Genomic DNA, 24687 nt, shown 5'->3' on the forward strand with positions numbered 1-24687 from the left:
GGGTTGCCCGGGTGGTGCAAAGACGACGAGTATAGCACGCTGTGACAGGGCGGCATAATCGCCCGCCAGCCGGCCCGGCCCGGCCCGCGCGGCGTCTCCTCGAATCAACAGCCTCCTACGTGAACCTTTTCAAGGCCGCCTCGACCGTTTCCCTGCTCACGCTCGCCTCCCGGGTCACCGGGCTGGTGCGCGACCAGTTGATGGCCGGCGCGTTCGGCGCAAGTGCCTGGACCGACGCCTTCAACGTCGCCTTCCGCATTCCGAACCTGCTGCGCCGGCTGTTCGCGGAAGGGGCGTTCTCCCAGGCGTTCGTGCCGATCCTGGCGGCCACGCGCGAGCGGGAGGGCGACGAAGCCACCCACCGCCTGATCGACGCGGTGGCGACGATGCTTTTCTGGGTGCTCGTGGCCACCGTCGTCGTGGGCATCGCCGCGGCGCCGTGGCTGGTCTGGGCCATCGGCTCCGGGTTGGAACGCTTCGACGGCGCCGTCAGCCTGACGCGATGGATGTTCCCGTACATCGGCTTCATGTCGCTCGTCGCGCTGGCAGGCGGCATCCTCAACACGTGGCGCCGCTTCACCGTGCCCGCGCTGACGCCGGTGCTGCTGAACCTGGCGTGGATCGTCGCGGCGGTGTGGCTGGCGCCCCTGTTCCAGCAATGGGGCATCGAGCCGATCTACGCGATCGCCGCCGGGGTGATGGTCGGCGGCGTGTTGCAGCTGGCCGTGCAGGCCCCGGCGCTGTCGCGCATCGGCGCGCTGCCGCGCATCGGGCTGCTGCCGGGGAAGGTGAAGGCGGCCTGGCGGCACCCGGGCGTCAGCCGCGTGCTGAAGCAGATGGCGCCCGCGCTGGTGGGCGTGTCGGTGGCGCAGCTCTCGCTGCTGATCAACACGCAGATCGCCTCGCGCGTCGGCGTGGGCGCGGTGTCGTGGCTGTTTTATGCCGACCGGCTGATGGAGTTTCCGACGGGCCTGCTCGGCGTGGCGCTGGGCGTGGTGCTGCTGCCGCAGTTGTCGGCGGCACAGGCGAGGGGCGACACCCAAGGCTACTCGGGCCTGCTCGACTGGGGGCTGCGGCTGGTGCTGCTCTTCGCGCTGCCGTGTGCGGTGGCGCTGCTCGTGTTCCCGCAGGCGTTGGTGGCCGTGCTATTCCACTATGGGCAGTTCGGCGCCCGTGATGTGGAACAGACGGTCGGCGCGCTGATGGGCTACGGCGTCGGGTTGATGGGGCTGGTGGCCGTCAAGGTGCTGGCGCCGGGCTTCTACGCCCGCCAGGACATCCGCACGCCGGTGCGGATCGCCATCGTCGTGCTGGTGGCCACGCAGTTGATGAACCTGGCCTTCGTGCCCTGGTTCGGCCACGCCGGGCTGGCGCTGTCGATCGGGCTGGGCGCGTTGGTGAACGCGGGCTGGCTGTTCTTCGGCCTGCGCAAGCTCGGCGTGTACGTCCCCCGTGCGGGCTGGGGGCTTTTCATGTTGCGGGTGTTCGCGGCCGCCGCGGCCCTGGGGGGCGTGCTCGCGCTCGCGGCCCTGCGCATCGACTGGATCGGCCTGCAGCAGCAGCCCGGCCTGCGCGCAGCGTGGATGGCTGGCGTGCTGTGCGGCGCGGCGGCGCTGTACTTCGCGGTGCTCGGGCTGCTGGGCCTGCGGCCGCGCCATCTCGCACGGCAGCGCTAGCGGCGGGGCCTTCGCCTACACTGGTCCCATGACCGGTCCGCTGCGTTTCGAGACCCCGTCACCGCTGTCGTACTTTGCGGCGCTGGTGGCGGAGGACGAGAGCCTTTCCCTGCTGGAGGCCGCCGTGTCGATCGCGCAGGACGAGTACCCCACGCTCGACGCCCAGGCCGTGCTGGCCGAGGTCGATGCGCTCGCCTGGCAGCTCAAGCGCCGCATTCCGGCCGACGCCGCCACGCTGCAGAAGCTGCGGTTGCTGAACCGCTATTTCTTCCAGGAGCTCGGTTTCGGCGGCAACGTCAACGACTACTACGATCCCGCCAACAGCTACCTGCACAAGGTGCTGGAAACGCGCCGGGGCATCCCGATCACGCTGGCGCTGCTCTATATAGAGATCGCGACGCAGATCGGGTTGACGGCACGGGGCGTGTCCTTTCCCGGCCACTTCCTCGTCAAGCTGCGGCTGTCGCAGGGCGAGGTGGTGATCGATCCGTTCAACGGGCAGTCGCTGTCGCGCGAGGACCTCGACGAGCGGCTGGTGCCGTACCGCCGCCAGCAGGGCCTGGAGGGGGACTTCGAGGTGCCGCTCGGGCTGTTCCTGCAGTCCTCGCCCGCGCGCGATGTGCTGGCGCGCATGCTGGGCAACCTGAAGGAGATCCACCGCAGTGCCAACGACTGGCCGCGCCTGATGGCCGTGCTCGACCGGTTGGTCATCCTGTTGCCGCAGGCCTGGGACCAGCGGCGCGACCGCGCGCTGTGCCTCGAGGAATTGGGGCGTCCGGCGGAAGCCGCCGAGGACCTGGCGATGTACCTGAAGCACAGTGCGCAGGCGGAGGACGCGCCCGCGCTGCGCCGTCGGCTGGCCCAGTTGCGCAGTGCGGGGCGGCCGCCCCTGCACTGACGCCGCCGCGGGCGGCCTCCGGCTTCCTACTTACAATCCGCGGTTTCGCGCGCGGTGCCGCGTCGGCGATCCCCACGAGATGAGACAGTTGCCGCTGGCCTTCGGGCCGCGCCCTCCGCAAACCTTCGACAGTTACCTGGCTCGCGCCAACGCGCCGGCCGTGGCGCATCTGCAGGCGCTTTCGCTGCCGGCCGCGCCGGTGTACCTGTGGGGGCCGGCGGGCAGCGGCAAGACGCACCTCTTGCATGCGCTGATCCTGGCTGCGCAGGAGCGCGGCGAGCGGGCCGGCTGGTTTTCGGCGCAGGCGCCGCTGCCGTTCGAATTCGACGACACTTGGTCGCTGATCGTCATCGACGATGCCGATGCGCTCGACGCGCCGCGGCAGCACGGGGCTTTCACGCTGTTCGTCGAGGCGATGACGCACGGCGTCCAGCTGGTGGCCGCCGGCCGCATGCCGCCGGTGGACCTGCCCGTGCGTGACGACCTGCGCACGCGCCTGGGCTGGGGCCATGTGTTCGCGCTGCAGCCGCTGGGCGAGTCCGAGGCCCGGGCCGTGCTGCGCCGCGAGGCCGACCGCCGCGGCATTTTTCTATCGGATGAGGTGATGGACTACGTGCTGAGCCGTTTCTCGCGCGACCTGAAGAACCTGATGGGCCTGCTGGACCGGCTGGACGACTTTGCGCTGGCCGAGCAGCGGGCCGTCACGGTGCCGCTGCTGAAGCTGATGCTGGCGCACGAGCGCCCCCTCGCGGCCGCGGAGGGCGGGCAGGCATGAACCTGACCTTGTTCGACCTGGACGGCACCCTGCTGCCGATCGATTCCGACCATGCCTTCGGCGACTTCATGGTGCGCATCGGCTGGGCCGACGGCGACGCCTTCCGGCGCACCAACGACCGCTTCTTCGCCGACTACCAGGCCGGCCGGCTCGACCTCGCGGCCTACATCCGCTTCGCCACCGGCCCGTGGCGCGACCTGCCGGCTGCCGACATGGCCGCCGGGCGCGAGCGCTTCATGAACGAGGCCATCCACCCGGTGCTGCACGAGGTCGCCCGCCTGCTGGTGCAGGGCCACCAGCAGGCGGGCGACCTCGTCGCGATCGTCACCGCGACCAATGAGTTCATCACCCGGCCGATCGCTGACGCCTTCGGCGTGCCGGAACTGCTGGCCGTGGAACTGGAGCGCGACGCGAACGGCCGCGCCACCGGCGCGATCCGCGGCATCCCGTCCTACCGCGAGGGCAAGGTGCCCCGCGTCGAGGCCTGGCTGGCCAAGCAGGGCCGGGCGCGCGCCGATTTCAGCCGCGTCACGGTGTACAGCGACTCCACCAACGACCTGCCGCTGCTCGAATGGGCCACCCACGCCGTGGCCACCAACCCGAGCGCCGAGCTCGAAGCCGTCGCGCGGGAGCGCGCCTGGCCCATCCTGAGACTCTTCGAATGATCAAGACCTTCATCGACCGGCTGCTGGGCAAGAAGGCGGGCGCCAAGTCCGCCAAGGGCAAGGTGCCGCTGGGCAAACGCGTGGACGTGCCCGCGAGCGAGCACCGCATCGACCCCGAACTGCTCGACGAGCGCGCCGTGCGGGTGGTGCGCACGCTCAAGGAGGCCGGCTTCGAGGCCTACATCGTGGGCGGCGCGGTGCGTGACCTGCTGGTCGGCCGGCGCCCCAAGGACTTCGACGTGGCGACCAACGCGACCCCGGAGGAGGTCAAAGGCCTGTTCCGTCGCGCGTTCATCATCGGCCGGCGCTTCCGCATCGTCCACGTGATCTTCGGCCGGGGCCGGGAGCACGAGGTGGTGGAGGTCTCGACCTTCCGCGCCTACCTGGACAACAGCGCGGCCGAGGCGGTGGGCGGCAACGAGAAGACATCGAAGGCCGAACTGGCCAACAAGAGCCACGCCGTCGACGCCAGCGGCCGCGTGCTGCGCGACAACGTCTGGGGCCCGCAGATCGAGGACGCCGCGCGCCGCGACTTCACCGTCAACGCGATGTACTACGACCCGACGACGCAGATCGTCGTGGACTACCACGGCGGGCTGAAGGACATCGAGCGCAAGGTGCTGCGCATGATCGGCGACCCCGTCACGCGCTACCGCGAGGATCCGGTGCGCATCGTGCGCGTGGTGCGCTTCGCGGCCAAGCTGGGTTTCGCCATCGAGGCCAAGACCCGCGCGCCCATCCCGGAGATGGCGGCGCTGCTGGACAACATCCCGGTCTCCCGCCTGTTCGACGAGACGATCAAGCTGCTGCAGACGGGCCACGCGGTGGCCAGCGTCGAGGAACTGCGCAAGCAGGGGCTGGCCAGCCGTTTCCCGATGCTCGACGTGCTGATCGGCCCCGGCGCCGACCGGCCCGAGCATGCGGCGCGCCGCAAGTTCGTCGAGCTGGCGCTGGCCGACACCGACCGCCGCGTCACCGAGGGACGGCCGGTGGCGCCGAGCTTCCTGCTCGCCTGCCTGCTGTGGCACGAGGTGCTTGCGGGGTGGCAGCGCGCCAAGGCGGCCGGCGAGGCGCCGTTCCCCGCGCTGATGGGGGCGGTCGATGCGGTGTTCGACGCGCGGGTCGGCGACATCTCCGGCCGCGGCAAGCTGGGCACCGACATGCGCGAGATCTGGGGCATGCAGCCCCGGTTCGAGCGCCGCACCGGCAGCGCCCCGCATGCGCTGGTCGAGCAGCCCCGCTTCCGCGCCGGCTACGACTTCCTGCGCCTGCGGGCCGATGCGGGCGAGGCGGACGGGACGCTGGCCGAGTGGTGGGAGGATTTTTCGCTGGGCTCGCCCGAGGAGCGCGAGGCGTTGCTCGCGGCCGCGCGCGAGGAGCAACACAAGGTGCGGCGCGTACCGGCCGGCGCGGCCAAGGCTGCGCCCGCCGAGGGCGGCGCACCGGCCAGGCGGCCGCGGACACGCAAGCCGGCGGCGGCAGATGCGGAGGCGGCCGAGGCGCTGGAGGCCGCCGGGCAGGGCGAGGGCCCTGCGGAGGCGGACGACGGGACCGAGCCGGCGGGCGAAGCCGCCGCACCCGCCCGCAAGCGTCGCCGCCGCCGGCGCAAGCCCGCGGGCGACGTGCCGGAGGGGTCCGGCGCGCCCGGGGAAGCCGGCGCGGCGCCGGACGCGGCGGGCTGACCCGGCCCGGCGGACGCTCATGTCCGAGCGCGTCTTCGTCGGCCTGGGGGCCAACCTGGGCGACGCACGCGGGGCCGTGCAAGCCGCGCTGCAGGCGCTGGCAGGGTGGCCCGGCGTGCGGGTCGCCGCGGCCTCCTCGCTCTACCGCAGCGCGCCGGTGGACGCCGGGGGGCCTGACTACATCAATGCCGCAGCCGAGCTGCAGACGTTGCTGGCGCCCGAAGCGCTGCTCGATGCGCTGCAGGCCATCGAGCATCGGCACGGCCGCGAGCGGCCCTACCGCCATGCGCCGCGCACGCTCGACCTCGACCTGCTGCTCTACGGTGATCGAGTGCTCGACACGCCCCGGTTGACGCTGCCGCACCCGCGGCTGCATGAGCGCGCCTTCGTGCTGCAGCCCCTGGCCGAGCTGGCGCCTGCGCTGGTGCTGCCGGGCCGGGGTCCGTTGGGGCCCTGGCTGCACGCCTGCGCCGGGCAGCAGATCGAACGCCTGACCTGAACCGGCCTGCGCGCCGTCCCCCTCCGCCACCGAACGCCGCCCTCCCGGCCCCAACATGCTCGACTCCCTTGCACGCCTGCCCCTGTCGGTCCAGACCTTCGGCCTGCTGACGCTGTCCAACATCTTCATGACGTACGCCTGGTACGGGCACCTGAAGAGCCTGGCCGACCGGCCCTGGTGGGTGGCGGCCCTGATCAGCTGGGGCATCGCGCTGTTCGAGTACCTGCTGCAGGTGCCGGCCAACCGCATCGGCTATGCGGGAGGCTTCTCGCTGGCCCAGCTGAAGATCGCGCAGGAGGTGATCACGCTGTCGGTGTTCATCCCGTTCGCGGTGTTCGCGATGGGCCAGCCGCTGAAGCTCGACTACCTGTGGGCGGGGCTCTGCCTGGTGGGGGCCGTGTACTTCATCTTCCGCAGCTGACATGCTCGACCACCTGCAGCACGTCGCCATCGAAGGCCCCATCGGCGCCGGAAAGAGCACGCTCGCCAGGCTGCTCGCCCAGCGCCTGCAGGCGCAGGTGCTGCTGGAGCGGCCGCACGACAACCCGTTCCTCGTGCGCTTCTATGCCGATCCGGCGCGCTATGCGATGCAGACGCAGCTCTTCTTCCTGTTCCAGCGCATCGAGCAGTACCGGGAGCTGGCGCAGCCGGGCATGTTCACGCCGCGCACCGTCAGCGACTTCATGTTCGCGAAGGATGCATTGTTCGCGCAGCTCACCCTGTCGGACGACGAGTTCCGCCTCTATGGCCAGATCCACCGCGAAATGGCCCCCAAGGCGCCCGCGCCGGATCTGGTGATCTGGCTGCAGGCCGGACCGCAGACCCTGCTCGGGCGCATCGCCCGGCGGGGCCTGGCGATGGAGCAGGGCATCGATGCCGCCTACCTGCAGCGGCTGTCCGAGGCCTATGGCGCATGGTTCGAGCGCGAGAGCAGCGTGCCGGTGCTGGCGGTGGACACGGAGCGCTTCAACCCGGTCGAGCGGCCGGGGGACGTGGATCTGCTGCTGCAGCGGCTCGCGGCGTTCAAGGGTCCGCGGGAGGTGTTCGATCTCGGCGCCTGAGGCTGGCCTGCCGGCGCCGCTGGCGCGGCCCGCTTACACTGCGCGCCCTATCGAATGTGACTGTTGCGTGACTGTCTGGTGACAGGCCCGGCACCATCCCTGCACGAGGAACCGACCATGCTGTTCGGCAAACTGCTGCCCCGAGAGGGCAATTTTTTCGAACTCTTCAATCAACACGGGGCGTACATCGCCGAAGGCGCGCGGGCGTTCACGCGGCTGATCGAGCACTACGCCGACCTCTCGCTGCGCGAGCAGTACGCGGAGGAGGTCAACAACGCCGAGCGCAATGCCGACCGCGTGACCGCGGAAGTCAACCGCCTGCTGCACAAGACCTTCATCACGCCGATCGACCGCGAGCAGATCCACGGCCTGATCAATGCGATGGACGACGTGCTGGACTTGCTCCAGGACGCCACCGAGACGATGCAGCTCTACGACGTGCGTGCGATGACCGAGGAGGTGCTGCGCTTGGGCGACCTGAGCGCCAAGTGCTGCGACCGCGTTGCCCATGTCGTGACGCTGCTGCCCAAGCTGTCGGACCACTCCGTCGTCGAGGCGGCGATCAAGACCTGCGAGGAGATCGACAAGCTGGAGTCCGACGCGGACCGCGTCATGCGCTCGGCGATGAGCAAGCTGTTCCGCGAGCAGCCGGACGTGCGCGAGCTGATCAAGCTGAAGGCGATCTACGAGATGCTCGAGTCGATCACCGACCGCTGCGAGGACGTGGCCAACCTCGTCGAGGGCATCGTCCTCGAAAACTCCTGAGGTTCGCGCTCCGATGGATGCAGTCCAGGTCAGCTTGTGGGTCGTCGTGATGCTCGTCGTTCTGGCGGTGCTGTTCGACTTCATGAACGGCTTCCACGACGCGGCGAACTCGATCGCCACGGTGGTGTCGACGGGGGTGCTCAAGCCCCAGCAGGCGGTGGTGTTCGCTGCGACGTTCAACGTGATCGCGATCTTCGTGTTCCACCTGAGCGTGGCCGCCACGGTGGGCAAGGGCATCGTGCAGCCCGGCATCGTGGACCACCACGTGGTGTTCGGCGCCCTGGTGGGCGCCATCGCCTGGAACGTGATCACCTGGTGGTACGGCATCCCCTCGAGCAGCTCGCATGCGCTGATCGGGGGCATCGTCGGCGCCGTCATCGCCAAGTCGGGTGCCAGCGCGCTGGTGGCGGGCGGCGTGCTGAAGACGGTGGCCTTCATCTTCGTCTCGCCGCTGCTCGGCTTCGTGCTCGGCTCGCTGCTGATGGTGGTGGTGGCGTGGGTCTGCCGGCGCTCGTCGCCGCTGCACGTGGACAACTGGTTCCGGCGCCTGCAACTGGTGTCGGCCGGCCTCTACAGCCTCGGCCATGGCGGCAACGACGCGCAGAAGACCATCGGCATCATCTGGATGCTGCTGATCGCCACCGGCTACGCCAGTGCCGCCGACGATCTGCCGCCCAGCTGGGTCATCTGGGTCTGCTACATCGCGATCGGCCTGGGCACGATGTTCGGCGGCTGGCGCATCGTCAAGACGATGGGGCAGAAGATCACCAAGCTCAAGCCGGTCGGCGGGTTCTGCGCGGAGACGGGCGGTGCGCTCACGCTGTTCTTGGCCACGGCGCTGGGCGTGCCGGTGTCGACCACGCACACCATCACCGGTGCCATCGTCGGCGTCGGCTCGGTGCGCCGGGCCTCTGCGGTGCGCTGGGGCGTGGCCGGCAACATCGTCTGGGCGTGGATCTTCACGATCCCCGCCTCGGCGTTCATCGCCGCGGTCTTCTACTGGATCGGCCTGCAGCTGATGTGAACCGGCGGCGACGTCGTCGTCACTGGCTGATCTTCTTGGCTTCCTCGACCTGGTACTCGAAGTAGCGCTGGCCGCTGAAGGCGATGGTCGCCATCAGCACGCCGGCGCCCACCAGCAGCGCAGCGATCACGCCCAGCACCGGCGCCCAGCGCGTGGGGTGCACCGGCTGGCCGGGGTTGTGGCGCGCGTCCCAGCGCTCGTCGGGCGTGAGGCCATAGAGGATGGCGGCCAGCATCGCCTGCGCGACCATCAGGCCCAGCAGCGGGATCAGCAGCCAGCTGACCTGGTCGTCCAGCCCGTGGTCCTGCACGCGCTGCAGGCCGTGCAGCCCGAGGAACGTGGGCACCCAGTAGAACCAGCCGAAGCGGTCCTTCCAGCCGTGCAGGTAGAAGCGGTGCAGCCCAAGGCTGCCGGCCAGAAACGCGATCCAGGTCGCAAGCGTCTTGGATTTGTACGAGACCACGTTCATCGGCCCTCGGCCGGCGCGGTGCCTGCCCCTTCGCCCAGCGCGCGCTGCATCATCACCACGTCGAGCCAGCGGTCGAACTTCCAGCCCACGGCCTTGAGCACGCCGGTGTGCTCGAAGCCGCAGCTGCGGTGCACCCCGACCGAGCCGGCGTTGGCGGCGTCGCCGATCACGGCCAGCATCTGCCGAGCGCCTCGTGCTTCGCATTGCGCCATCAGCTCCGTCAGCAGCAGCCGGCCGATGCCCTGGCCGTGGGCGTCAGGGTGCAGGTAGATCGAGTCCTCGACGCAGAAGCGGTAGGCCCGCCGCGGCCGGAAATGGTTGGCATACGCATAGCCGAGCACCTGCCCGTCGCGTTCGGCGACGAGCCAGGGCAGGCCGTTGGCCAGCACGGCCTCGCGGCGCCGGCCCATGTCGGCCTCGTCGGGGGCTTCCAGCTCGAAAGTGCCGGTGCCGTGCAGCACCGCATGCCGGTAGACCGCCGTGACGGCGGGCACGTCATCCGGCCTGCTGGGACGTATCAGGAGATTGGTCATGCGAGACAGTTTATAATGCGCGGTTTCGGCGCTGGCCGGCGGCATACCGCCTGGCGTATCTACAGGGCCGAACCGTGGCGGGCGCGCATCCACGCGCCCGTTTTGCGATTGCCAGACCTGGTGGTGTCTCCCCGGTGAGGCGGTCGATTCGCAGGAATCATCCGAGGAAACATCATGGTCGTCATTCGTCTTGCCCGTGGCGGCGCCAAGAAGCGCCCCTTCTACAACATCGTCGTCGCCGATTCGCGCGAGCGCCGCGATGGCCGCTTCATCGAGCGCGTGGGTTTCTACAACCCCGTGGCTTCCGGTGCCGCCGAAGCCCTGCGTGTGGCGCAGGATCGCGTCACCTACTGGAAGGGCGTTGGCGCCCAGCTGTCGCCCACCGTCGCCCGCCTGGTCGACGACGCCAAGGCCAAGGCTGCGGCCTGAGGCCCTCGGCCCCGTACCATGCGGGGCCCTTCCGAATGACATGAGCGCCTGCCGATGAACATGAGCGAAGCCGTACCGGGTGAACCTGCCTGGCCGGCGGACGCAGTGGAGGTGGGGCGCATCATCGGTGCCTGGGGCATCAAGGGCGCGGTCAAGGTCGTGCCGTATGCGTCCGATGCCAAGGCGCTGTTTTCTTCGCGGCGCTGGTTCATCCAGCCTGGCGACCGGCTGCTGAAGATCACGGGCGCGCGCGAACAGGGCGACGCCGTGGTCGCCACGGCGCAGGAAGTGCCCGACCGCAACGCCGCCGAGGCGCTCAAGGGCGCCCGGGTCTTCGTCGCCCGCAGCAGTTTCCCGACGCCTGCCGAGGGCGAGTACTACTGGGTCGACCTGATCGGCCTGGAGGTCTTCAACCGTGAAGGCGCGTTGCTCGGCATCGTGAGCGACCTGCTCAGCACCGGCCCGCACAGCGTGCTGCGCCTGCGTCGCACCGACGTGCCGGCGGATGCCCCTCCCGAGGTCGCCGAACGGCTGATTCCCTTCGTCGACGCCTACGTGGACCAGGTCGACTTGCCGGGCCGCCGCATCACCGTCGACTGGGGCCTGGACTACTGACGCGGACAAGCCGAAAGCCATGCGCTTCGACGTGCTGACGCTGTTCCCGGAGCTTTTCGAGCCCCACCTGGCGCTGGGCGTGACGCGCAGGGCGTTCGAGACGCGCCAGGTGGACGTGCGCCTGTGGCCCCTGCGGGAGTACGGCGAAGGCGCCTACCGCCGCATCGACGACCGGCCGTTCGGCGGCGGCCCGGGCATGGTGATGCTGGCCGATCCCCTGCAGCGCGCCCTGTCGGCCGTGCGCGCCGAGCGTACGGATGCCGTGCCGCTGGTGCATTTCAGCCCGACGGGCCGGCCGCTCACGCAGGCGCTGGTGCGGGAGTTCGCCGCGGGGCCGGGGGCGGTGCTGCTCTGCGGGCGCTACGAGGGCATCGACCAGCGCTTCCTCGACCGGCACGTCGATCTGGAACTGAGCCTGGGCGACTTCGTGCTGTCCGGGGGGGAACTGCCCGCGCTGGCGCTGCTCGATGCCGTGGCCCGCCTGCAACCCGGCGTGCTGAACGATGCCGAGTCGCATGAGCAAGACAGCTTCTCCGGCGATGGCCTGCTGGACTGCCCGCACTACAGCCGCCCCGAGTTCTGGGGCGAGGGCGATGCGGCGACGGCCGTGCCAGCGGTGCTGTTGTCCGGCCACCATGCCCAGATCGCGCGCTGGCGGCGCGAGCGATCGCTGCAGATCACGGCACAGCGCCGGCCCGACCTGATCATCGCGGCGCGTGCTGCCGGGCGGCTCTCCCAGGCCGATGAGCGCTACCTGGCCCAACTCGTCATATAATCGTCGGCTTTTCACCGATCCTCTGCCGGGCGCAGGTGCAACGCCGGATGTCATCCGGGGCACTTGCAGCGTTGTCCGCCCAGGCGGGCCTATGAGCGCCGGCACGATCATCTGGAGAACTTTGTGGACCTGATTCAAACCCTCGAGCAAGAAGAGATTGCTCGCCTCAACAAGAAGATTCCCGCTTTTGCGCCCGGCGACACCGTGATCGTCAGCGTGAACGTGGTCGAAGGCACCCGCAAGCGTGTGCAGGCCTACGAAGGCGTCGTGATCGCCAAGCGCAACCGCGGCCTGAACAGCAGCTTCATCGTGCGCAAGATCTCCAGCGGCGAAGGCGTCGAGCGGACCTTCCAGCTCTACAGCCCGCTGATCGCCGCCATCGACGTGAAGCGCCGCGGCGACGTGCGCCGCGCGAAGCTCTACTACCTGCGCCAGCGTTCGGGCAAGTCGGCCCGGATCAAGGAAAAGCTGGCCTGACCGCCGGCCGAGCCTGCCAAGCCGCCTTCGGGCGGCTTTGTCGTTTCTGAGCCGGTTGTCGCCCCTATGCTCTCAGGTGCCCATGACACGTCCTCTCATCCGTGACCCCCAGGCCATTCCCATCGTCGGCATCGACGATGCGCTGCCGCCCATCGACCCGGCGCGGCTGACCGCGGCGGCGGTGCGCGAGCGCTTCGCGCGCACGCTGGACTGGGTGCCCGAGTTCACCGGCGACGGCAGGCTGGCCGACCGTGCGCCCGCCGCCGCATCGGTGCTGATGCCCCTGGTCGAGCGCGAGCAAGGGCTCACGGTGCTGCTGACCCAGCGCACGGCGCATTTGCGCGACCATGCCGGGCAGGTGAGTTTTCCTGGTGGGCGTGCCGAGGCCACCGATGCCGACGCGGTCGACACCGCGCTGCGCGAGACGGAAGAGGAGGTCGGGCTCGCGAGGTCGCACATCGAGGTGGTGGGAGCGTTGCATCCGTACAGCACGGTGACCAACTTCGTCGTGACGCCGGTCGTGGGCTTGGTGCGCCCGGGCTTCGAACTCACGCTCGATGCGTTCGAAGTCGCCGAGGCGTTCGAGGTGCCGCTGGCGTTCCTGATGACGCCCGCCAACCACCGCCGCCACCGCTTCGAGCTCGACGGCATCTCGCGGCAGTTCCTGTCGATGGACTGGAAGGGCCTGGGCGCCGACGGCGCGCAGCGCAGGTTTTTCATCTGGGGCGCCACGGCCTCGATGCTGCGCAACCTCTATCGGTTCCTGGCGGCGTAGCGGGCGTCGCTATCATCGCTGGCGATGAGCTTCTTTGCCGTCCTCTTTGCGCTGCTGATCGAGCAACTCAAGCCGTTGCCGCGTGACAACTGGGTCCACGACTCGCTGATCTCATGGGTGGGCTGGAGCGGCCGCAATTTCGACGCCGGCCGCGAGCGCCACGCCTGGGTGGTGTGGGGGGTGACCGTGATCGCGCCCGCGCTGGTCGCCTGGGGCCTGTACGCCGCCATCGCCCACTACAGCCTGCTGATGGCGCTGGCCTTCGACGTCGGCACGCTCTACCTCACGCTGGGCTTCCGCCAATTCAGCCATTACTTCACCGACATCCGAGATGCGCTCGACCGCGGCGACGAGGCCGAAGCCCGCCGGCTGCTCGCCGAATGGCGGCACCTCGATGCCAGCGAACTGCCGCGCACGGAGCTGATGCGGCACGTCATCGAGCATTCGCTGCTCGCGGCGCACCGCCATGTGCTGGGCGTGTTCTTCTGGTTCATCGTGCTGTCCGCGTTCGGGCTGGGCCCGGCCGGCGCCGTGCTCTACCGCATGGCCGAGTTCGCGAGCCGCTACTGGGCTTACCGTCACCGCGCGCTGCAGGCGCCGGCAAACGACCGCCTGCGCGGCCTGTCGCAGCGGCTCTTCTCCGCGATCGACCATGTACCGGCGCGGTTGACGGCCTTCGGTTTTGCGGTGGTCGGCAACTTCGAGGAGGCCATCAACTCCTGGCGCCGCGACGCGGGCCTGTGGATGCACGCCAACGAAGGCATCATCCTGGCCGCCGCCGCCGGGGCGCTGGGCGTACAGCTCGGGGGTGGGGCGGCCCCCGGCATCACCCCGGACCGTTCCAAGACCTTCGAGAGCGGAGTCGACCCGGAAGCCGTGCTGGCCCAGGGGGCGACGCCGGGCCTGCCGCCGCAGCTCGGCCATCTGCAGAGCCTGGTCGGCCTGGTCTGGCGGTCGGTGGTGTTGTGGATGCTGCTGGTCGCGCTGCTGTCGTTGGCCAACGTGCTCGGGTAGGTTCCGCGGCAGGGTGCGTCCTGCTCAACGGTGCGGGCTGCGGGACAGCTCGTCGAGGATCTCGCCGTAGATGCGCCAGCGCGAGGGGCTGATCTCTCCCCGCTCCACCGCGGCGCGGACGCCGCAGCCCGGCTCCTGCCGGTGCGTGCAGTTGTAGAAGCGGCATCCGCCAACGTGGGCCCGCAGGTCCGGCATCAGCAGGGGCAGCTGCTGCGCGTCGATGTTGTGCAGGCCGAACTCCTGGAACCCCGGTGAGTCGATCAGGGCGGTGGCCTGCGCGCGGTCGACCCAGTACCAGCGCGTGGTCGTGGTCGTGTGGCGCCCGGAGTTGAGCGCCGTGGAGATCTCGCCCACCTGCGCCGAGGCCTCCGGCACCATCAGGTTGATGAGGGTGCTCTTGCCCGTCCCGCTGGGGCCCAGGATCAGCGTCGTGCGGCCGTGCAGCAGCGGCGCGAAGACGGCACGGGCCTCGTCGGGCGCCCGCTTGATCGCGGTTTCCAGGACTGCAATGCCCATCGCACGGTACGGCGCCAGGCGTTCACGCGCGAGGGCAGCTTGCGGAAGGTCCGTCTTGTTCAGCACGATGCAGGCGTCGATGTCGGCGCTCTCGGCGGCGATCAACGCACGCGTGAGCTGCGACTCGCTGAACATCGGGTCCCCCGCGACCAGCACGACGATGCGGTCAAGGTTGGCGGCGAAGGACTTGGTGCGCCATTCGTCCTGCCGGAAGAGCAGGTTGCGGCGCGGCTCGATGTGCTCGATCACACCTTCGTCGTCACCGCCGGAACCGGTCGGCATCCAGCGCACGCGGTCGCCGACGACGCAGTCGCTCTTCTTGCCCCGGGGGTGGCAGGTGAGCCGTTCGCCGTCGGGCGTCTCGACGATGAAATGCCGGCCGTGCGCGGTCACCACCAGGCCGGTGTCCAGGGCGTCGAACTTGCTCAAAGCCGCTGCGGGCGCGTGCCCGTCGTCATGCCGCATGCAGCCGCAGAGCGGCCAGCCGCTCGCTGGCCGGTGGGTGCGAATAGTAGAAGCGCACGTAGACGGGGTCGGGTGTCAGCGTCGAGGCGTTGTCCTCGTGCAGCTTGAGCAGCGCGCTGGCGAGGTCGCGGCCGTCGGCCTGTGCGCAGGCATAGGCGTCGGCCTCGAACTCGTGCCGGCGCGAGCTGCGTGCCGCCAGCGGCCCCAGCAGGAAGGTAAAGGGCGGCAGCGCGAGCATCAGCAGCAGCAGGGCCAGCGCGTCGTTCGGCGCACCCATGTTCGGTTGCACGCCGAGCCCGGTATAGAACCACACCTGGCTCGACAGCCAGCCCAGCAGCGCCAGCCCGGCGAGGCTGAGCGCGAACATCACCGCCATGCGCTTTTGCACATGGCGGTGCTTGAAGTGGCCGAGCTCGTGTGCGAGCACCGCCTCCACCTCGCCCGGGGTCAGCTTGGCGAGCAGCGTGTCGAAGAACACCACGCGCTTGGCGGCGCCCAGGCCGGTGAAGTAGGCGTTGGCGTGGGCGGAGCGGCGGCTGCCGTCCATGACGAACAAGCCCTTGGCGGCGAAGCCGCACCGTGCCATCAGGGCCTGCACTCGCGCCTTGAGCGATTCGTCCGGCAGCGGCTCGAACTTGTTGAAGAGCGGCGCGATCACGGTCGGGTAGAGCACGAGGATCAGGAGCTGGAAGGCCGTCCAAGCCGCCCAGGCCCAGAGCCACCACAACGAGCCGGCCGCCGCCATGATCCAAAGGATCAGCGCCGCGAGCGGCAGGCCGATCACCGCCCCGACCAGCACCCCCTTGACCATGTCGCCCACCGCCATGCGCCAGGTCATGCGGTTGAAGCCGAAGCGCTGTTCGATGCGGAAGGTGTTGTAGAGATCGAATGGCAGTTCGAGCGCCCCGCCGATGAGGGCGAAGGCCGCCAGCAATGCCAACTGGTAGGCAAGGCCGCCAAAGCGGGGGTACACGGCGTCGCGCACCAGCTCGTTCAGGGCGTCGAGGCCGCCGAGCAGGGTCCAGCCCAGCAGCAGGGCGGTCGAGAAGGCGGTGGACAGCAGGCCGAAGCGGCCGCGCGCCAGCGTGTAGTCGGCCGCCCGCTGGTGGGCGGCCAGCGGCACGGTGGCGGCGAAGTCGGCGGGCACGGCGTCGCGGTGGCGCGCGACATGGCGCATCTGGCGCGACGCGAGCCAGAACTTGACCGCCAGCGACGCGAGCAGCGCCGCCGCGAACAGCAGGGTCAGGAGGGAGGCTTGCATGGGTGCGCAGTGTAGGCTGCGACAATCCAGTGTTTACCCGACCGGCGCGCCCATGAACGACACCACGAGCCCCACACTCGCCAAGAGCGATCAGAACCTGATCTGGATCGATCTGGAGATGACCGGTCTCTCGCCCGCCGCCGACCGCATCATCGAAATCGCCGTCGTGGTCACCGACCCGCTGCTGGCGGTGCGCATCGAAGGCCTGGTGTTCGCCGTGCACCAGAGCGACGCGACGCTCGACGCCATGGATGCCTGGAACAAGGGCACGCACGGGCGCAGCGGCCTGATCGACAGGGTGAAGGCTTCGACCATCGACGAAGCGCATGCCGAGGCGCAGGTGATCGCATGGCTGGCGCAGTACGTGCCGCCCGGCAAGAGCCCGATGTGCGGCAACTCGATCTGCCAGGACCGGCGCTTCCTCGCGAACTACATGCCGGGGCTGGAGGCGTTTTTCCACTACCGCAACCTGGACGTCAGCACGCTGAAGGAACTGGCCAAGCGCTGGAAGCCGGGCATCCTCGGGGGCTTCAAGAAGGCGCAGGCGCACACCGCGCTGGCCGACATCCACGAGTCGATCGACGAATTGGATTACTACCGCACGCACCTGCTGGCGGTTGGTGAAAACCCCGATCCGGTATAGAATGCGAGCTTCGGTCGGGGCTGCCCCGGTCGTTTCGTTCATCCCCACTGACTCCGTGGCCGAGCCTTGCTCGGAAGCCCCTCGCGGGCATGGGTCGGCGGCGATGCCGTCGCTTAGGCCCGTTTGTTGTGTGCGGCACCTCTTCCTGCGGTGCCCGTCGAGCGTTCCTCCTGCTGCGACTTGACCCGGCACCACCTTCGGTGGCGCCAGCGCGCGCTTTGCCGTGCGCGCCGTGAGAAGAGAGAGATTCCGATGTTCACCGAACCGAATACCCCGGCCGCCGAGACGCAGGCCATCGACGAGTCCAACGGCTTCGCCGCCCTCGGCCTGCATGCCGCGCTGGTGCGCGCCGTGCGCGACTCCGGCTATGACCAGCCCACCGAAGTGCAGGGCCGGGCGATCCCGCCGGCGCTGGAAGGTGCCGACCTGCGTGTCTCGTCCAGCACCGGCAGCGGCAAGACGGCTTCCTTCGTGCTGCCGGCCCTGACCCGTGTGCTGGCCGCCCGCAACGACGGCAAGCGCCGCGAGAAGGGCATCGTGCACGGACCGCGCGTGCTGGTGCTGGCACCCACCCGCGAGCTGGCCATGCAGGTGTCCAAGGCTGCTGTGACGTACGGCCGCCATGTGCAGGGCCTGCGCGTGGCCACCGTGGTCGGCGGCGTGCCCTACGGCGCGCAGCTGAAGGCGCTGCGCGGCCCGCTCGACGTGCTGATCGCGACGCCCGGCCGCCTGATGGACCACATGGCCAGCGGCAAGGCGATCCTCGCCAACGTCGAGATGCTGGTGCTCGACGAGGCGGACCGTATGCTCGACATGGGCTTCATCGATGACATCCGCCACATCGCCGAGCAGCTGCCGCCGCAGCGCCAGACGGTGATGTACAGCGCCACCTTCGCCGGCCACGTCGGCCGCCTGGCCAGCGAACTGCTGAGCGGTGAAGCGCAGACGATCGACGTCGCCTCGCACACCGACACGCACGAGAACATCGAGCAGCGCCTGCACTGGGCCGACAATGGCCAGCACAAGAACGCGCTCCTCGACCACATCCTGGCCGAGCGCGAGATGGAGCAGGCCGTGGTGTTCACCAGCACCCAGCGCGATGCTGACTGGCTTGCCGACCGGCTGGCCGACATGGGCCACCATGTCGCCTCGCTGCACGGCGGGATGCCGCAGGGCCGCCGCAACCGGGTGCTGCAAGGCCTGCGCAACAAGCAGCTGCGTGTGCTGGTCGCCACCGACGTGGCCGCGCGCGGCATCGACGTGCCGACGATCAGCCACGTCATCAACTACGGCCTGCCGATGAAGGCTGAGGACTACGTGCATCGCATCGGCCGCACCGGCCGCGCGGGCCGCAACGGCCTGGCGATCACGCTGGCCGAGGCGCCGGATGCCGGCATGATCCGCCGCATCCAGCAGTTCACGACGCAACAGATCCCGGTGGCGACGATCGGCGGCCTGGAGCCGCAGAAGCCCGCCCCGCGCCTGTTCGCGCAGCGCCGCGAAGGCTTCGGTGGCGGCGACCGTCCGCGCGGCCGCCCGTTCAACAAGGGTGGTTTCCGCTCGGGTGGCGGTGACAAGCCTGGCTTCGGCGGCCCCCGCAAGAGCGGCGGCGGCTTCAAGTCGCGCGACCGCTGATCGCTGCGCTCGGCGCCGCGGCGCGCCTTGCGCTGCGGTGGCCGACGTGAGGGAGGGCGGCCGGTGCGCCTCCCCGTCGGGGCGATCCTTGTTGCCGCCCCGTCAGTAGCTCGCCACGGTGTGGGCTGCGATGTACCCGAAGTTGATGTCCTCGCCGAGACCGGGCTCCTTCGACAGGTGGACGAAGCCTTCTGCGTCCATCGGATCCGGCAGGCTGTTCAGGTAGGCAGGTACCTCGTCGTAGTCGAGGAACGGGTGCAGCAGGCCGCGCTCGTACCAACGGCAGTTCTTGATCGCCGCGCACACCGCCAGGTTGGCCGCGCCGTTGCCGTGCACCTCACAGTTCATGCCGAAGGCCTCGGCCAGGTGCGCGACCTTCATCGTCGGGCCGATGCCACCGGTGCCGGCCACGCCGGCACGCAGGATGTCGCTGGCGCCGGCCCGTACCCAATCGGCGCGGCTGTAGTGCTTGCCCGACAGGCTTTCCGGGCCGAGGATGGGGATGTCGAGCTGGTCGGCGAGCCAGGCATACGAGGCGCTGCTCTGCTCGTTCATCATTTCCTCGAACCAGGCGAAATCCAGCTTCTCCAGTGCGCGGCCGATCGTCAGCGCATCGGTGCGGCTGTAGTTGTGGTAGCCGTCGAGCATCAGCTCGATGTCCGGCCCCACCGCCTCCCGCACCGCGGCGCAGGCCCGGATGTCCATCCGCGGGTCCGGGGCAAACTTCACCGGCGGCATCCACGTGTGCAGCTTGATCGCCTTGTAGCCGCGCTCCACGAGCTTCAGCGCGAAGTCGCCGTACTCCTGGGGCGTCGACAGCCCGCCCGGCAACTCGTCGCCGCACATCGTGCTGCCGTAGGCGGGTACCTTGTCGCGGTAGCCGCCAAGCAGTTGGTAGACCGGCACGGCAAGGGCCCGTCCGGCGAGATCCCACAGCGCCTGCTCGACGGCGGCGAGCGCGCGGTCCGTCAACTGGCCGGCACTGCCGCGTTGCCAGTGCTCGAGCGCCATCCAAAGCTTCTCGCGGTGCAGCGCATCCTGTCCGATCAACACCTTGCGGACGAAGGTGTCGAGCACGTGGGGCCGGACCACCTCGGGCGGCGCAAAGGCGTGGCCTTGCTGCCCATCGGCGCTCGTGATCGTGATCATCGCCATCCGCGCCGTGCCCGGCGGCCCGGGGTGCGAATGCCCCGCACTGTCGACCGAGCGGCAAGTGGGGTAGGTGAACTCGGTACCACTTACGCTGTCGATCTTCAGGTTTTTCACAGGATTTGCTCATCAGTCGTCTGATGAGTTGATGCTACCGTACATCTCCCATGCCTCCTCCATTGCCAGACCGGCCCGAACGGGCCAAGAGACAACCGCAGCGTGTCGTCGACAGCGTGGCCGGGCGCATCCAGGGCGGCCTGCTGAAGCCGGGCGAGCGCGTGCCGTCGGAGCCCGAGTTGATGCGTGAGCTGGGCGTGAGCCGCTCCGTCGTGCGTGAGGCCATGTCCCGGCTGCAGGCGGGCGGCATGGTGGAGACGCGGCAGGGCGTCGGCACGTTCGTGCTGGCACCGCCTGCAGCCCGGCCGCTCCTGGGCGTGGCCGGTCAGGATCTTCAGCTGCGCCAAGTGTTCTCGATGCTGGAGCTGAGGGTGAGCGTCGAGTCGGACGCTGCCAGCCTGGCCGCCTCGCGGCGCAGCGATGCGCACCTGGCGGCGATGCGCGAGGCGCTGGACGCGTTCGACGCCCATCGGAGGGCGGGTGCCGGCACCGCGGAGGACGACTTCCGCTTCCATGCGCTGATCGCCGCCGCGACGGGTAACGAATACTTCGAGGAGGTGATGGGCTGCCTGGGAGGTGCCACCATCCGCTGCCATGGATCGGCTGCGCAGGTGGCGCTAGGGGCGGGCCCTGCGGGCGGTCCTCGCTTCGGCGAACCCCGGACCTCGCTGGAGGCAGGCAAGGCCGTGGCCCAGGCCGAGCACGAGGCCATCTACGAGGCGATACACCGGGGGGATCCGGCTGCGGCGCGGGCGGCGATGTTCATGCACTTGAACAACAGCCGCGAGCGGCTGCGGCGGCTGGCCGAGTGACGCGAGCTTGTCTGACGACTGATGTATCAACGGAAAGGCCCGCATCGCGGGCCTTTGTTCAGCCGGCGTGCGGCTGCCGTCAGACGCCGAGCAGCTCGACCTCGAACACCAGCGTCGCATTGGGCGGAATCACGCCGCCGGCGCCGCGTGCGCCGTAGCCGAGGTCGGCCGGGATCGTCAGCACGCGCGTGCCGCCGACCTTCATGCCCTGGACGCCTTCGTCCCAGCCGCGGATGACCATGCCCTGTCCCAGACCGAACTGGAACGGGTCGTTGCGGTCCTTGCTCGAATCGAACTTGCGCCCGCGCTGGTTGGCGGCGGCCGGATCGTGCAGCCAGCCGGTGTAGTGCACGGTGACGTGCTGGCCGGCGCGGGCTTCGTCGCCGGTGCCCGGCACGGTGTCCTCGTACTGCAGGCCCGAGGGGGTGGTGACCATGATGAGCGTTCCTCTGTAGTTGTCAGGCGCGCATCATGCCAGCCCCGAGACGCGGGCCCACGCGGCCGTGGCGTCGGCCAGCCAGGCTTCGCGAGAGCCGGTGGACGCCGTCGCCACCGAGCCCAGGCCGAGCGTCGCAGCGGCCGCACGCAGGGCTTGCAGCACGTCGGCAGGCGTTTCGAGGCGCAGCGGGGCCGCGCCGTTCTGCTTCGACAGCTTGTCGCCATCCGGTGCGAGCACCAGCGGCGTGTGCAGGTAGCGCGGCAGCGGCAGGCCCAGCAGGCGCTGCAGGTGGATCTGCCGCGGCGTGTTGTCGGCCAGGTCTTCGCCGCGGACGACATCGGTGATCCGCTGCGCGGCGTCGTCGACCACCACCGCCAGCTGGTAGGCCCACAGGCCGTCGGCCCGGCGCACGACGAAGTCGCCCACGGCGTGGGTCAGGTCCTGGTGCTGGGGGCCGAGGCGGCGGTCGTGCCAGTCGATGGCGACGGGCGATTCGTCGGTGCCGCAGCGAACGCGCCAGGCGCGGGCAGGCCTGCCGTGCAAGCCATGCCGGCAGGTGCCCGGGTAGACCAGCTCGCCATGCTTGGCCGGCGCGCGGCCCTGCGCCACCAGTGCGGCCTCGATCTCCTTGCGCGTGCAGCCGCACGGATAGGCCATGCCGTGCAGGCGCAACCGCTCCAGCGCAGCGGCATAGGCGTCGCCACGCAGTGATTGCCACCAGGGCGGTTCGTCCGGCTGCAGGCCCAGCCGTTCGAGCTGCTGCAGGATCGAAGGATCGGCACCCGGCACGCAGCGAGGCGTGTCGACGTCCTCGATGCGCACCAGCCAGCGGCCGCGGTGTGCCCGCGCGTCGAGCCAGCTGGCGAGCGCGGCGACCAGCGAGCCGGCGTGCAGCAGCCCGGTGGGCGAGGGCGCGAAGCGGCCGCGGTAGCCGGGTGCGGTCCGCGGCACGCTCAATCCACCCGCTGCGGCAGGCCCGTGTGGCGCTCGAGCAGGGCCTGCCGGGTGGTCGGGCTCTCCAGCTGCTGCAGCCACCAGCCCAGCGCCAGCCCCTGCGCCGCCTTCTTCGGCTGCGGTGCCGCATCGGCGCGCCAGGCGTAGCCGAAGCGCGCGCGCTCGCGGGAGCGTTCGACCTGCTTGACGACGAGCCGGCCGGCGCCGATGTGTTCGCGCGCCAGCGGCTCCGGAACGAAGCCGCAGCCGAGGCAGCGGATCTGTGCCTCGATCTTGGCCTGGGTGCTGGCGACGGTGAAGACGTCCTGGCCAGGCAGCAGGTTCACCGTGACCGGCGACAGCCGGTGCGCCGAGTCGGCCACCGCCACGGCGCGGTGGCGCAGCAGTTCGGCGTCGCTGATCGGCACGTCGAGCGCCGCCAGCGGGTGGTGCGGCGCGACGGCGAACACGAAGTCGATCTCGCCGAGCGGCCGCATCTCGATGCCGACGGGCGGTGCGCCGCCCAGGCTGACGCCGATGGCCAGGTCGGCCTGGCCCGAGACCAGCGCCTCCCAGGTGCCGGCGAGCACCTCGGTGCGCAGCCGCATCCGCGTGCCGGGGCCTTCGTCGCCGTCGGTGCGCATCGCGAAGAAGGCTTCGCAGAGCTCGAACAGCGTCAGCCGGGAGATCACGCCGTCCGCCGCGATCGTCAGTGCCGACTCCCAGCCGGTGGCCACCCGCTTGACCCGGTTGGCCACCGCATCCATCTCGGCGAGCAGCCGGCGGCCTTCGTTGAGCAGTTCCTCCCCCGCCGCCGTGAGCCGCGCCTGGCCGGAGCGCCGGTCGAACAGCAGCACGTCCAGCGCATCTTCGAGCTGGCGCACGCTGTAGGTCAGCGCGGACGGCACCTTGCCCAGTTCGCGCGCGGCGGCCGCGAAGCTGCCCAGCCGGCCGATGGTGTCCATCATCGTCAGGGCTTCGGGCGTCAGGGCGTTGCGTCGGTCGGGCATCGCTTCATGTTATTTGAATGGGCGCTTCAAGCGCGTTGGCGGCGGCAGCCGGGGCGGCTCCTACAGTGGATCCGTTCTGGAGCACCCATGATCACCCTGCGCACGAGTGACGACCGCGGTTACGTCGACCACGGCTGGTTGAAGAGCCACCACAGCTTTTCCTTTGCCGACTACCACGATCCGGCGCAGGTCGGCTGGGGCAACCTGCGTGTGCTCAACGAGGTCCGCATCGGGCCCGGCACGGGCCTCGGCACCCATGGCCACCGGGACATGGAAATCATCACCTATGTGCTCGACGGGACCCTGGTGCATCGCAACGACGCGGGAGGTGGTGCGGGCCGTGTGGGCTGTCCGGACCTGATCCGCCCCGGCGACGTGCAACGCCTGACGGCTGGCACCGGCGTGCGGCACAGCGAGTTCAATCTCTCCCGTGAGGCCACGGCGCACGTCCTTCAGATCTGGCTGCTGCCCGCGGAGCGCGGCCTGCCGCCGGGGTGTGCACAGAAGCATGTCGATGCGGCGGCAAGGCGGGGGCGACTTTTGCTGTTGGGGGCGCCGGGCGGCGAGGGCGGCGCCGTCTGCTTGAACGCCGAGGCGCGCTTCCATGCGGGGCTGTTCGACGGCGACGAGCACGCCGAACTGGCGCTGGATCCGCGCCGCCCGGCCTATGTGCACCTGGCGCGTGGCAAGCTGGAGGTCAACGGCCTGCCGCTGCGCGGCGGCGACGCGGCGTGTGTGCAAGACGAGTGCAGGCTCGTGTTCGGCGCCGGGCAGGGGGCCGAGGTCCTGGTGTTCGAACTGGCTGCCTGACAGCCTCGAGAGGAGAAGACATGCTGAAGGTTCTGGTGATGGCGGGGAGTGCCCGCCAGGGTGCGCTCAGCGGCCGTCTGGCGGCGGCAGGGGCGGCGGTGCTGGCCGCGCAAGGGGCGCAGACCACGACGCTCGATCTGCGGGCGCTGGCGCTCCCGATCTACGACGGCGACCTCGAGGCGGCGCACGGCGTGCCCGCACCGGCCGTCCGGCTGCGCGATGCCGTGGCCGGCCACGACGCCTTGCTGCTCGTGACCCCGGAGTACAACGGATTTCCGACGCCGCTGTTCGTCAACGCGTTCGACTGGCTGTCGCGGGTGCCCGCCGATGCCGGCGGCCCGCAGGGCTTGGCAGCCACGGCGGGCAAGGTGGCGGCGGTGCTGAGCAGTTCACCGGGCGCCCTCGGCGGCTTGCGCAGCCTGAACTACGTGCGCCAGTACCTGCAGATGGCTTTCGGAATGTGGGTGGTGCCCCAGCAGCTTGCGCTGGGGCAAGCGGCCGCGGCCTTCGACGAGCGCGGCGGGCTGAAGGATCCCCGACAGGCGCAGACGCTGGAGCGGGTGATGCAGGCTTTGCTGCAGGCGGCCCCGGCACTGCGCGCCCCCTGATGCATCGGCGCCACACGGGCGCCTGCTGGAAGCGTGATCTCGTGAACAGCCCTGCCGTCAAGGCACACCTTTCACAGCAGGGGTAAACCCTAGGGTTTACACTTACATCAAGGGTTAACACCTAGATTGACCTTCTTGCTGAGTCGAAAGAGATCGC

At 69.9% G+C, this 24687-nt stretch carries 29 protein-coding genes; 21 read left to right on the top strand and 8 right to left on the bottom strand.

Features of this window, described 5'->3' with window-relative positions; translation table 11 throughout:
• The first annotated feature begins 119 nt into the window (after positions 1-119).
• The 10 genes from murJ to V4F39_RS08410 all read left to right on the top strand — a co-directional run bounded on the left by murJ (position 120) and on the right by V4F39_RS08410 (position 9045).
• Entirely contained in the window at positions 120-1676 is a 1557-nt protein-coding gene (murJ, locus tag V4F39_RS08365) for a murein biosynthesis integral membrane protein MurJ (protein WP_332288860.1), read from the top strand.
• A gap of 28 nt (positions 1677-1704) precedes the next feature.
• Complete coding sequence (locus tag V4F39_RS08370) at positions 1705-2574, top strand: SirB1 family protein (RefSeq protein WP_332288861.1); 870 nt, start codon at positions 1705-1707, stop codon at positions 2572-2574.
• A gap of 79 nt (positions 2575-2653) precedes the next feature.
• Positions 2654-3349 (top strand): DnaA regulatory inactivator Hda, encoded by a 696-nt coding sequence (gene hda / locus V4F39_RS08375; protein WP_332288862.1) that lies wholly within the window; start codon positions 2654-2656, stop codon positions 3347-3349.
• A complete protein-coding gene (locus tag V4F39_RS08380; protein ID WP_332288863.1) occupies positions 3346-4014 on the top strand; it encodes an HAD family hydrolase in 669 nt (222 codons plus the stop codon). Before hda ends, V4F39_RS08380 begins: the two co-directional genes overlap by 4 nt.
• Complete coding sequence (gene pcnB / locus V4F39_RS08385; protein ID WP_332288864.1) at positions 4011-5696, top strand: polynucleotide adenylyltransferase PcnB; 1686 nt, start codon at positions 4011-4013, stop codon at positions 5694-5696. The genes V4F39_RS08380 and pcnB overlap by 4 nt, the downstream gene beginning before the upstream one ends.
• A gap of 19 nt (positions 5697-5715) precedes the next feature.
• Positions 5716-6195, top strand: a complete 480-nt coding sequence (gene folK, locus V4F39_RS08390; RefSeq protein WP_332288866.1) for a 2-amino-4-hydroxy-6-hydroxymethyldihydropteridine diphosphokinase — start codon at positions 5716-5718, stop codon at positions 6193-6195.
• Between the two features lie 55 nt (positions 6196-6250).
• Complete coding sequence (locus V4F39_RS08395) at positions 6251-6616, top strand: DMT family protein (RefSeq protein WP_332288867.1); 366 nt, start codon at positions 6251-6253, stop codon at positions 6614-6616.
• Between the two features lies 1 nt (position 6617).
• On the top strand, positions 6618-7256 hold the full coding sequence (locus V4F39_RS08400; protein WP_332288868.1) for a deoxynucleoside kinase: 639 nt from the start codon (positions 6618-6620) through the stop codon (positions 7254-7256).
• Between the two features lie 117 nt (positions 7257-7373).
• Positions 7374-8021 (top strand): DUF47 domain-containing protein, encoded by a 648-nt coding sequence (locus V4F39_RS08405; RefSeq protein ID WP_332288869.1) that lies wholly within the window; start codon positions 7374-7376, stop codon positions 8019-8021.
• 13 nt (positions 8022-8034) lie between these two features.
• Complete coding sequence (locus tag V4F39_RS08410; protein ID WP_332288870.1) at positions 8035-9045, top strand: inorganic phosphate transporter; 1011 nt, start codon at positions 8035-8037, stop codon at positions 9043-9045.
• A gap of 19 nt (positions 9046-9064) precedes the next feature.
• Here V4F39_RS08410 and V4F39_RS08415 read toward each other — a convergent pair whose 3' ends face one another.
• On the bottom strand, positions 9065-9514 hold the full coding sequence (locus tag V4F39_RS08415; protein WP_332288871.1) for an NINE protein: 450 nt from the start codon (positions 9512-9514) through the stop codon (positions 9065-9067).
• Positions 9511-10047, bottom strand: coding sequence for a GNAT family N-acetyltransferase (locus tag V4F39_RS08420; protein WP_332288872.1), 537 nt, complete (start codon positions 10045-10047; stop codon positions 9511-9513). The genes V4F39_RS08415 and V4F39_RS08420 overlap by 4 nt, the downstream gene beginning before the upstream one ends.
• A 174-nt stretch (positions 10048-10221) precedes the next feature.
• Between V4F39_RS08420 and rpsP the strand changes: the two genes are divergently transcribed.
• The 6 genes from rpsP (at position 10222) to V4F39_RS08450 (ending at position 14132) form a co-directional block, all read left to right on the top strand.
• Positions 10222-10476, top strand: coding sequence for a 30S ribosomal protein S16 (gene rpsP, locus V4F39_RS08425; RefSeq protein WP_332288873.1), 255 nt, complete (start codon positions 10222-10224; stop codon positions 10474-10476).
• A gap of 60 nt (positions 10477-10536) precedes the next feature.
• On the top strand, positions 10537-11091 hold the full coding sequence (gene rimM / locus V4F39_RS08430) for a ribosome maturation factor RimM (protein WP_332288874.1): 555 nt from the start codon (positions 10537-10539) through the stop codon (positions 11089-11091).
• Between the two features lie 19 nt (positions 11092-11110).
• On the top strand, positions 11111-11866 hold the full coding sequence (gene trmD / locus V4F39_RS08435; RefSeq protein ID WP_332288875.1) for a tRNA (guanosine(37)-N1)-methyltransferase TrmD: 756 nt from the start codon (positions 11111-11113) through the stop codon (positions 11864-11866).
• Positions 11867-11989: 123 nt separating this feature from the next.
• Complete coding sequence (rplS, locus tag V4F39_RS08440; RefSeq protein WP_332288876.1) at positions 11990-12343, top strand: 50S ribosomal protein L19; 354 nt, start codon at positions 11990-11992, stop codon at positions 12341-12343.
• An 82-nt stretch (positions 12344-12425) separates the two neighbouring features.
• A complete protein-coding gene (locus V4F39_RS08445; RefSeq protein ID WP_332288877.1) occupies positions 12426-13118 on the top strand; it encodes an NUDIX hydrolase in 693 nt (230 codons plus the stop codon).
• A gap of 24 nt (positions 13119-13142) precedes the next feature.
• Positions 13143-14132, top strand: a complete 990-nt coding sequence (locus tag V4F39_RS08450) for a CobD/CbiB family protein (RefSeq protein WP_332288878.1) — start codon at positions 13143-13145, stop codon at positions 14130-14132.
• 24 nt (positions 14133-14156) lie between these two features.
• Here V4F39_RS08450 and rsgA read toward each other — a convergent pair whose 3' ends face one another.
• Together rsgA and V4F39_RS08460 are read right to left on the bottom strand one after the other, a co-directional pair.
• On the bottom strand, positions 14157-15113 hold the full coding sequence (gene rsgA / locus V4F39_RS08455) for a ribosome small subunit-dependent GTPase A (RefSeq protein WP_378235046.1): 957 nt from the start codon (positions 15111-15113) through the stop codon (positions 14157-14159).
• Positions 15103-16374 (bottom strand): M48 family metallopeptidase, encoded by a 1272-nt coding sequence (locus tag V4F39_RS08460; RefSeq protein WP_332288880.1) that lies wholly within the window; start codon positions 16372-16374, stop codon positions 15103-15105. The genes rsgA and V4F39_RS08460 overlap by 11 nt, the downstream gene beginning before the upstream one ends.
• A gap of 52 nt (positions 16375-16426) precedes the next feature.
• On the opposite strand from V4F39_RS08460, the gene orn reads away from it, so the two are divergent.
• Positions 16427-17017, top strand: a complete 591-nt coding sequence (gene orn / locus V4F39_RS08465; protein ID WP_332288881.1) for an oligoribonuclease — start codon at positions 16427-16429, stop codon at positions 17015-17017.
• Positions 17018-17269: 252 nt separating this feature from the next.
• Complete coding sequence (locus V4F39_RS08470) at positions 17270-18652, top strand: DEAD/DEAH box helicase (protein WP_332288882.1); 1383 nt, start codon at positions 17270-17272, stop codon at positions 18650-18652.
• A 102-nt stretch (positions 18653-18754) separates the two neighbouring features.
• On the opposite strand, the gene V4F39_RS08475 is transcribed toward V4F39_RS08470, so the two are convergent.
• Positions 18755-19918 carry a mandelate racemase family protein gene (locus tag V4F39_RS08475; protein ID WP_332288883.1) on the bottom strand — a complete coding sequence of 388 codons (1164 nt, stop codon included), beginning with the start codon at positions 19916-19918 and terminating at the stop codon, positions 18755-18757.
• A 50-nt stretch (positions 19919-19968) separates the two neighbouring features.
• On the opposite strand from V4F39_RS08475, the gene V4F39_RS08480 reads away from it, so the two are divergent.
• Complete coding sequence (locus tag V4F39_RS08480; RefSeq protein ID WP_332288884.1) at positions 19969-20730, top strand: FadR/GntR family transcriptional regulator; 762 nt, start codon at positions 19969-19971, stop codon at positions 20728-20730.
• Positions 20731-20809: 79 nt separating this feature from the next.
• On the opposite strand, the gene V4F39_RS08485 is transcribed toward V4F39_RS08480, so the two are convergent.
• Genes V4F39_RS08485 through V4F39_RS08495 form a run of 3 tightly spaced genes read right to left on the bottom strand, consistent with a single transcriptional unit; the run spans position 20810 to position 23112 of the window.
• Positions 20810-21166: an FKBP-type peptidyl-prolyl cis-trans isomerase gene (locus V4F39_RS08485; protein WP_332288885.1), complete on the bottom strand. Its 357-nt coding sequence runs from the start codon at positions 21164-21166 to the stop codon at positions 20810-20812.
• Positions 21167-21199: 33 nt separating this feature from the next.
• Positions 21200-22120 (bottom strand): tRNA glutamyl-Q(34) synthetase GluQRS, encoded by a 921-nt coding sequence (gene gluQRS / locus V4F39_RS08490; protein ID WP_332288886.1) that lies wholly within the window; start codon positions 22118-22120, stop codon positions 21200-21202.
• A gap of 2 nt (positions 22121-22122) precedes the next feature.
• A complete protein-coding gene (locus tag V4F39_RS08495) occupies positions 22123-23112 on the bottom strand; it encodes a LysR family transcriptional regulator (RefSeq protein WP_332288887.1) in 990 nt (329 codons plus the stop codon).
• An 87-nt stretch (positions 23113-23199) separates the two neighbouring features.
• Here V4F39_RS08495 and V4F39_RS08500 point away from each other — a divergent pair, with 87 nt between their 5' ends.
• Both V4F39_RS08500 and V4F39_RS08505 read left to right on the top strand, forming a co-directional pair.
• Complete coding sequence (locus tag V4F39_RS08500; protein ID WP_332288888.1) at positions 23200-23922, top strand: pirin family protein; 723 nt, start codon at positions 23200-23202, stop codon at positions 23920-23922.
• A 20-nt stretch (positions 23923-23942) separates the two neighbouring features.
• Positions 23943-24530, top strand: coding sequence for an NADPH-dependent FMN reductase (locus V4F39_RS08505; protein WP_332288889.1), 588 nt, complete (start codon positions 23943-23945; stop codon positions 24528-24530).
• Positions 24531-24687 lie beyond the last annotated feature (157 nt).

It is taken from the genome of Aquincola agrisoli (genome assembly GCF_036621135.1).
GTDB lineage: Bacteria > Pseudomonadota > Gammaproteobacteria > Burkholderiales > Burkholderiaceae_C > Aquincola > Aquincola agrisoli.

What these genes read in the sequence shown, in the direction of transcription:
- V4F39_RS08370 (WP_332288861.1), top strand. Translation starts at nt 1,705, where the DNA reads ATGACCGGTCCGCTGCGTTTCGAGACCCCGTCACCGCTGTCGTACTTT.
- hda (WP_332288862.1), top strand. Translation starts at nt 2,654, where the DNA reads ATGAGACAGTTGCCGCTGGCCTTCGGGCCGCGCCCTCCGCAAACCTTC.
- V4F39_RS08380 (WP_332288863.1), top strand. Translation starts at nt 3,346, where the DNA reads ATGAACCTGACCTTGTTCGACCTGGACGGCACCCTGCTGCCGATCGAT.
- pcnB (WP_332288864.1), top strand. Translation starts at nt 4,011, where the DNA reads ATGATCAAGACCTTCATCGACCGGCTGCTGGGCAAGAAGGCGGGCGCC.
- folK (WP_332288866.1), top strand. Translation starts at nt 5,716, where the DNA reads ATGTCCGAGCGCGTCTTCGTCGGCCTGGGGGCCAACCTGGGCGACGCA.
- V4F39_RS08395 (WP_332288867.1), top strand. Translation starts at nt 6,251, where the DNA reads ATGCTCGACTCCCTTGCACGCCTGCCCCTGTCGGTCCAGACCTTCGGC.
- V4F39_RS08400 (WP_332288868.1), top strand. Translation starts at nt 6,618, where the DNA reads ATGCTCGACCACCTGCAGCACGTCGCCATCGAAGGCCCCATCGGCGCC.
- V4F39_RS08405 (WP_332288869.1), top strand. Translation starts at nt 7,374, where the DNA reads ATGCTGTTCGGCAAACTGCTGCCCCGAGAGGGCAATTTTTTCGAACTC.
- V4F39_RS08410 (WP_332288870.1), top strand. Translation starts at nt 8,035, where the DNA reads ATGGATGCAGTCCAGGTCAGCTTGTGGGTCGTCGTGATGCTCGTCGTT.
- V4F39_RS08415 (WP_332288871.1), bottom strand. Translation starts at nt 9,514, where the DNA reads ATGAACGTGGTCTCGTACAAATCCAAGACGCTTGCGACCTGGATCGCG.
- V4F39_RS08420 (WP_332288872.1), bottom strand. Translation starts at nt 10,047, where the DNA reads ATGACCAATCTCCTGATACGTCCCAGCAGGCCGGATGACGTGCCCGCC.
- rpsP (WP_332288873.1), top strand. Translation starts at nt 10,222, where the DNA reads ATGGTCGTCATTCGTCTTGCCCGTGGCGGCGCCAAGAAGCGCCCCTTC.
- rimM (WP_332288874.1), top strand. Translation starts at nt 10,537, where the DNA reads ATGAGCGAAGCCGTACCGGGTGAACCTGCCTGGCCGGCGGACGCAGTG.
- trmD (WP_332288875.1), top strand. Translation starts at nt 11,111, where the DNA reads ATGCGCTTCGACGTGCTGACGCTGTTCCCGGAGCTTTTCGAGCCCCAC.
- V4F39_RS08445 (WP_332288877.1), top strand. Translation starts at nt 12,426, where the DNA reads ATGACACGTCCTCTCATCCGTGACCCCCAGGCCATTCCCATCGTCGGC.
- V4F39_RS08450 (WP_332288878.1), top strand. Translation starts at nt 13,143, where the DNA reads ATGAGCTTCTTTGCCGTCCTCTTTGCGCTGCTGATCGAGCAACTCAAG.
- rsgA (WP_378235046.1), bottom strand. Translation starts at nt 15,113, where the DNA reads ATGCGGCATGACGACGGGCACGCGCCCGCAGCGGCTTTGAGCAAGTTC.
- V4F39_RS08460 (WP_332288880.1), bottom strand. Translation starts at nt 16,374, where the DNA reads ATGCAAGCCTCCCTCCTGACCCTGCTGTTCGCGGCGGCGCTGCTCGCG.
- orn (WP_332288881.1), top strand. Translation starts at nt 16,427, where the DNA reads ATGAACGACACCACGAGCCCCACACTCGCCAAGAGCGATCAGAACCTG.
- V4F39_RS08470 (WP_332288882.1), top strand. Translation starts at nt 17,270, where the DNA reads ATGTTCACCGAACCGAATACCCCGGCCGCCGAGACGCAGGCCATCGAC.
- V4F39_RS08480 (WP_332288884.1), top strand. Translation starts at nt 19,969, where the DNA reads ATGCCTCCTCCATTGCCAGACCGGCCCGAACGGGCCAAGAGACAACCG.
- V4F39_RS08485 (WP_332288885.1), bottom strand. Translation starts at nt 21,166, where the DNA reads ATGGTCACCACCCCCTCGGGCCTGCAGTACGAGGACACCGTGCCGGGC.
- V4F39_RS08495 (WP_332288887.1), bottom strand. Translation starts at nt 23,112, where the DNA reads ATGCCCGACCGACGCAACGCCCTGACGCCCGAAGCCCTGACGATGATG.
- V4F39_RS08500 (WP_332288888.1), top strand. Translation starts at nt 23,200, where the DNA reads ATGATCACCCTGCGCACGAGTGACGACCGCGGTTACGTCGACCACGGC.
- V4F39_RS08505 (WP_332288889.1), top strand. Translation starts at nt 23,943, where the DNA reads ATGCTGAAGGTTCTGGTGATGGCGGGGAGTGCCCGCCAGGGTGCGCTC.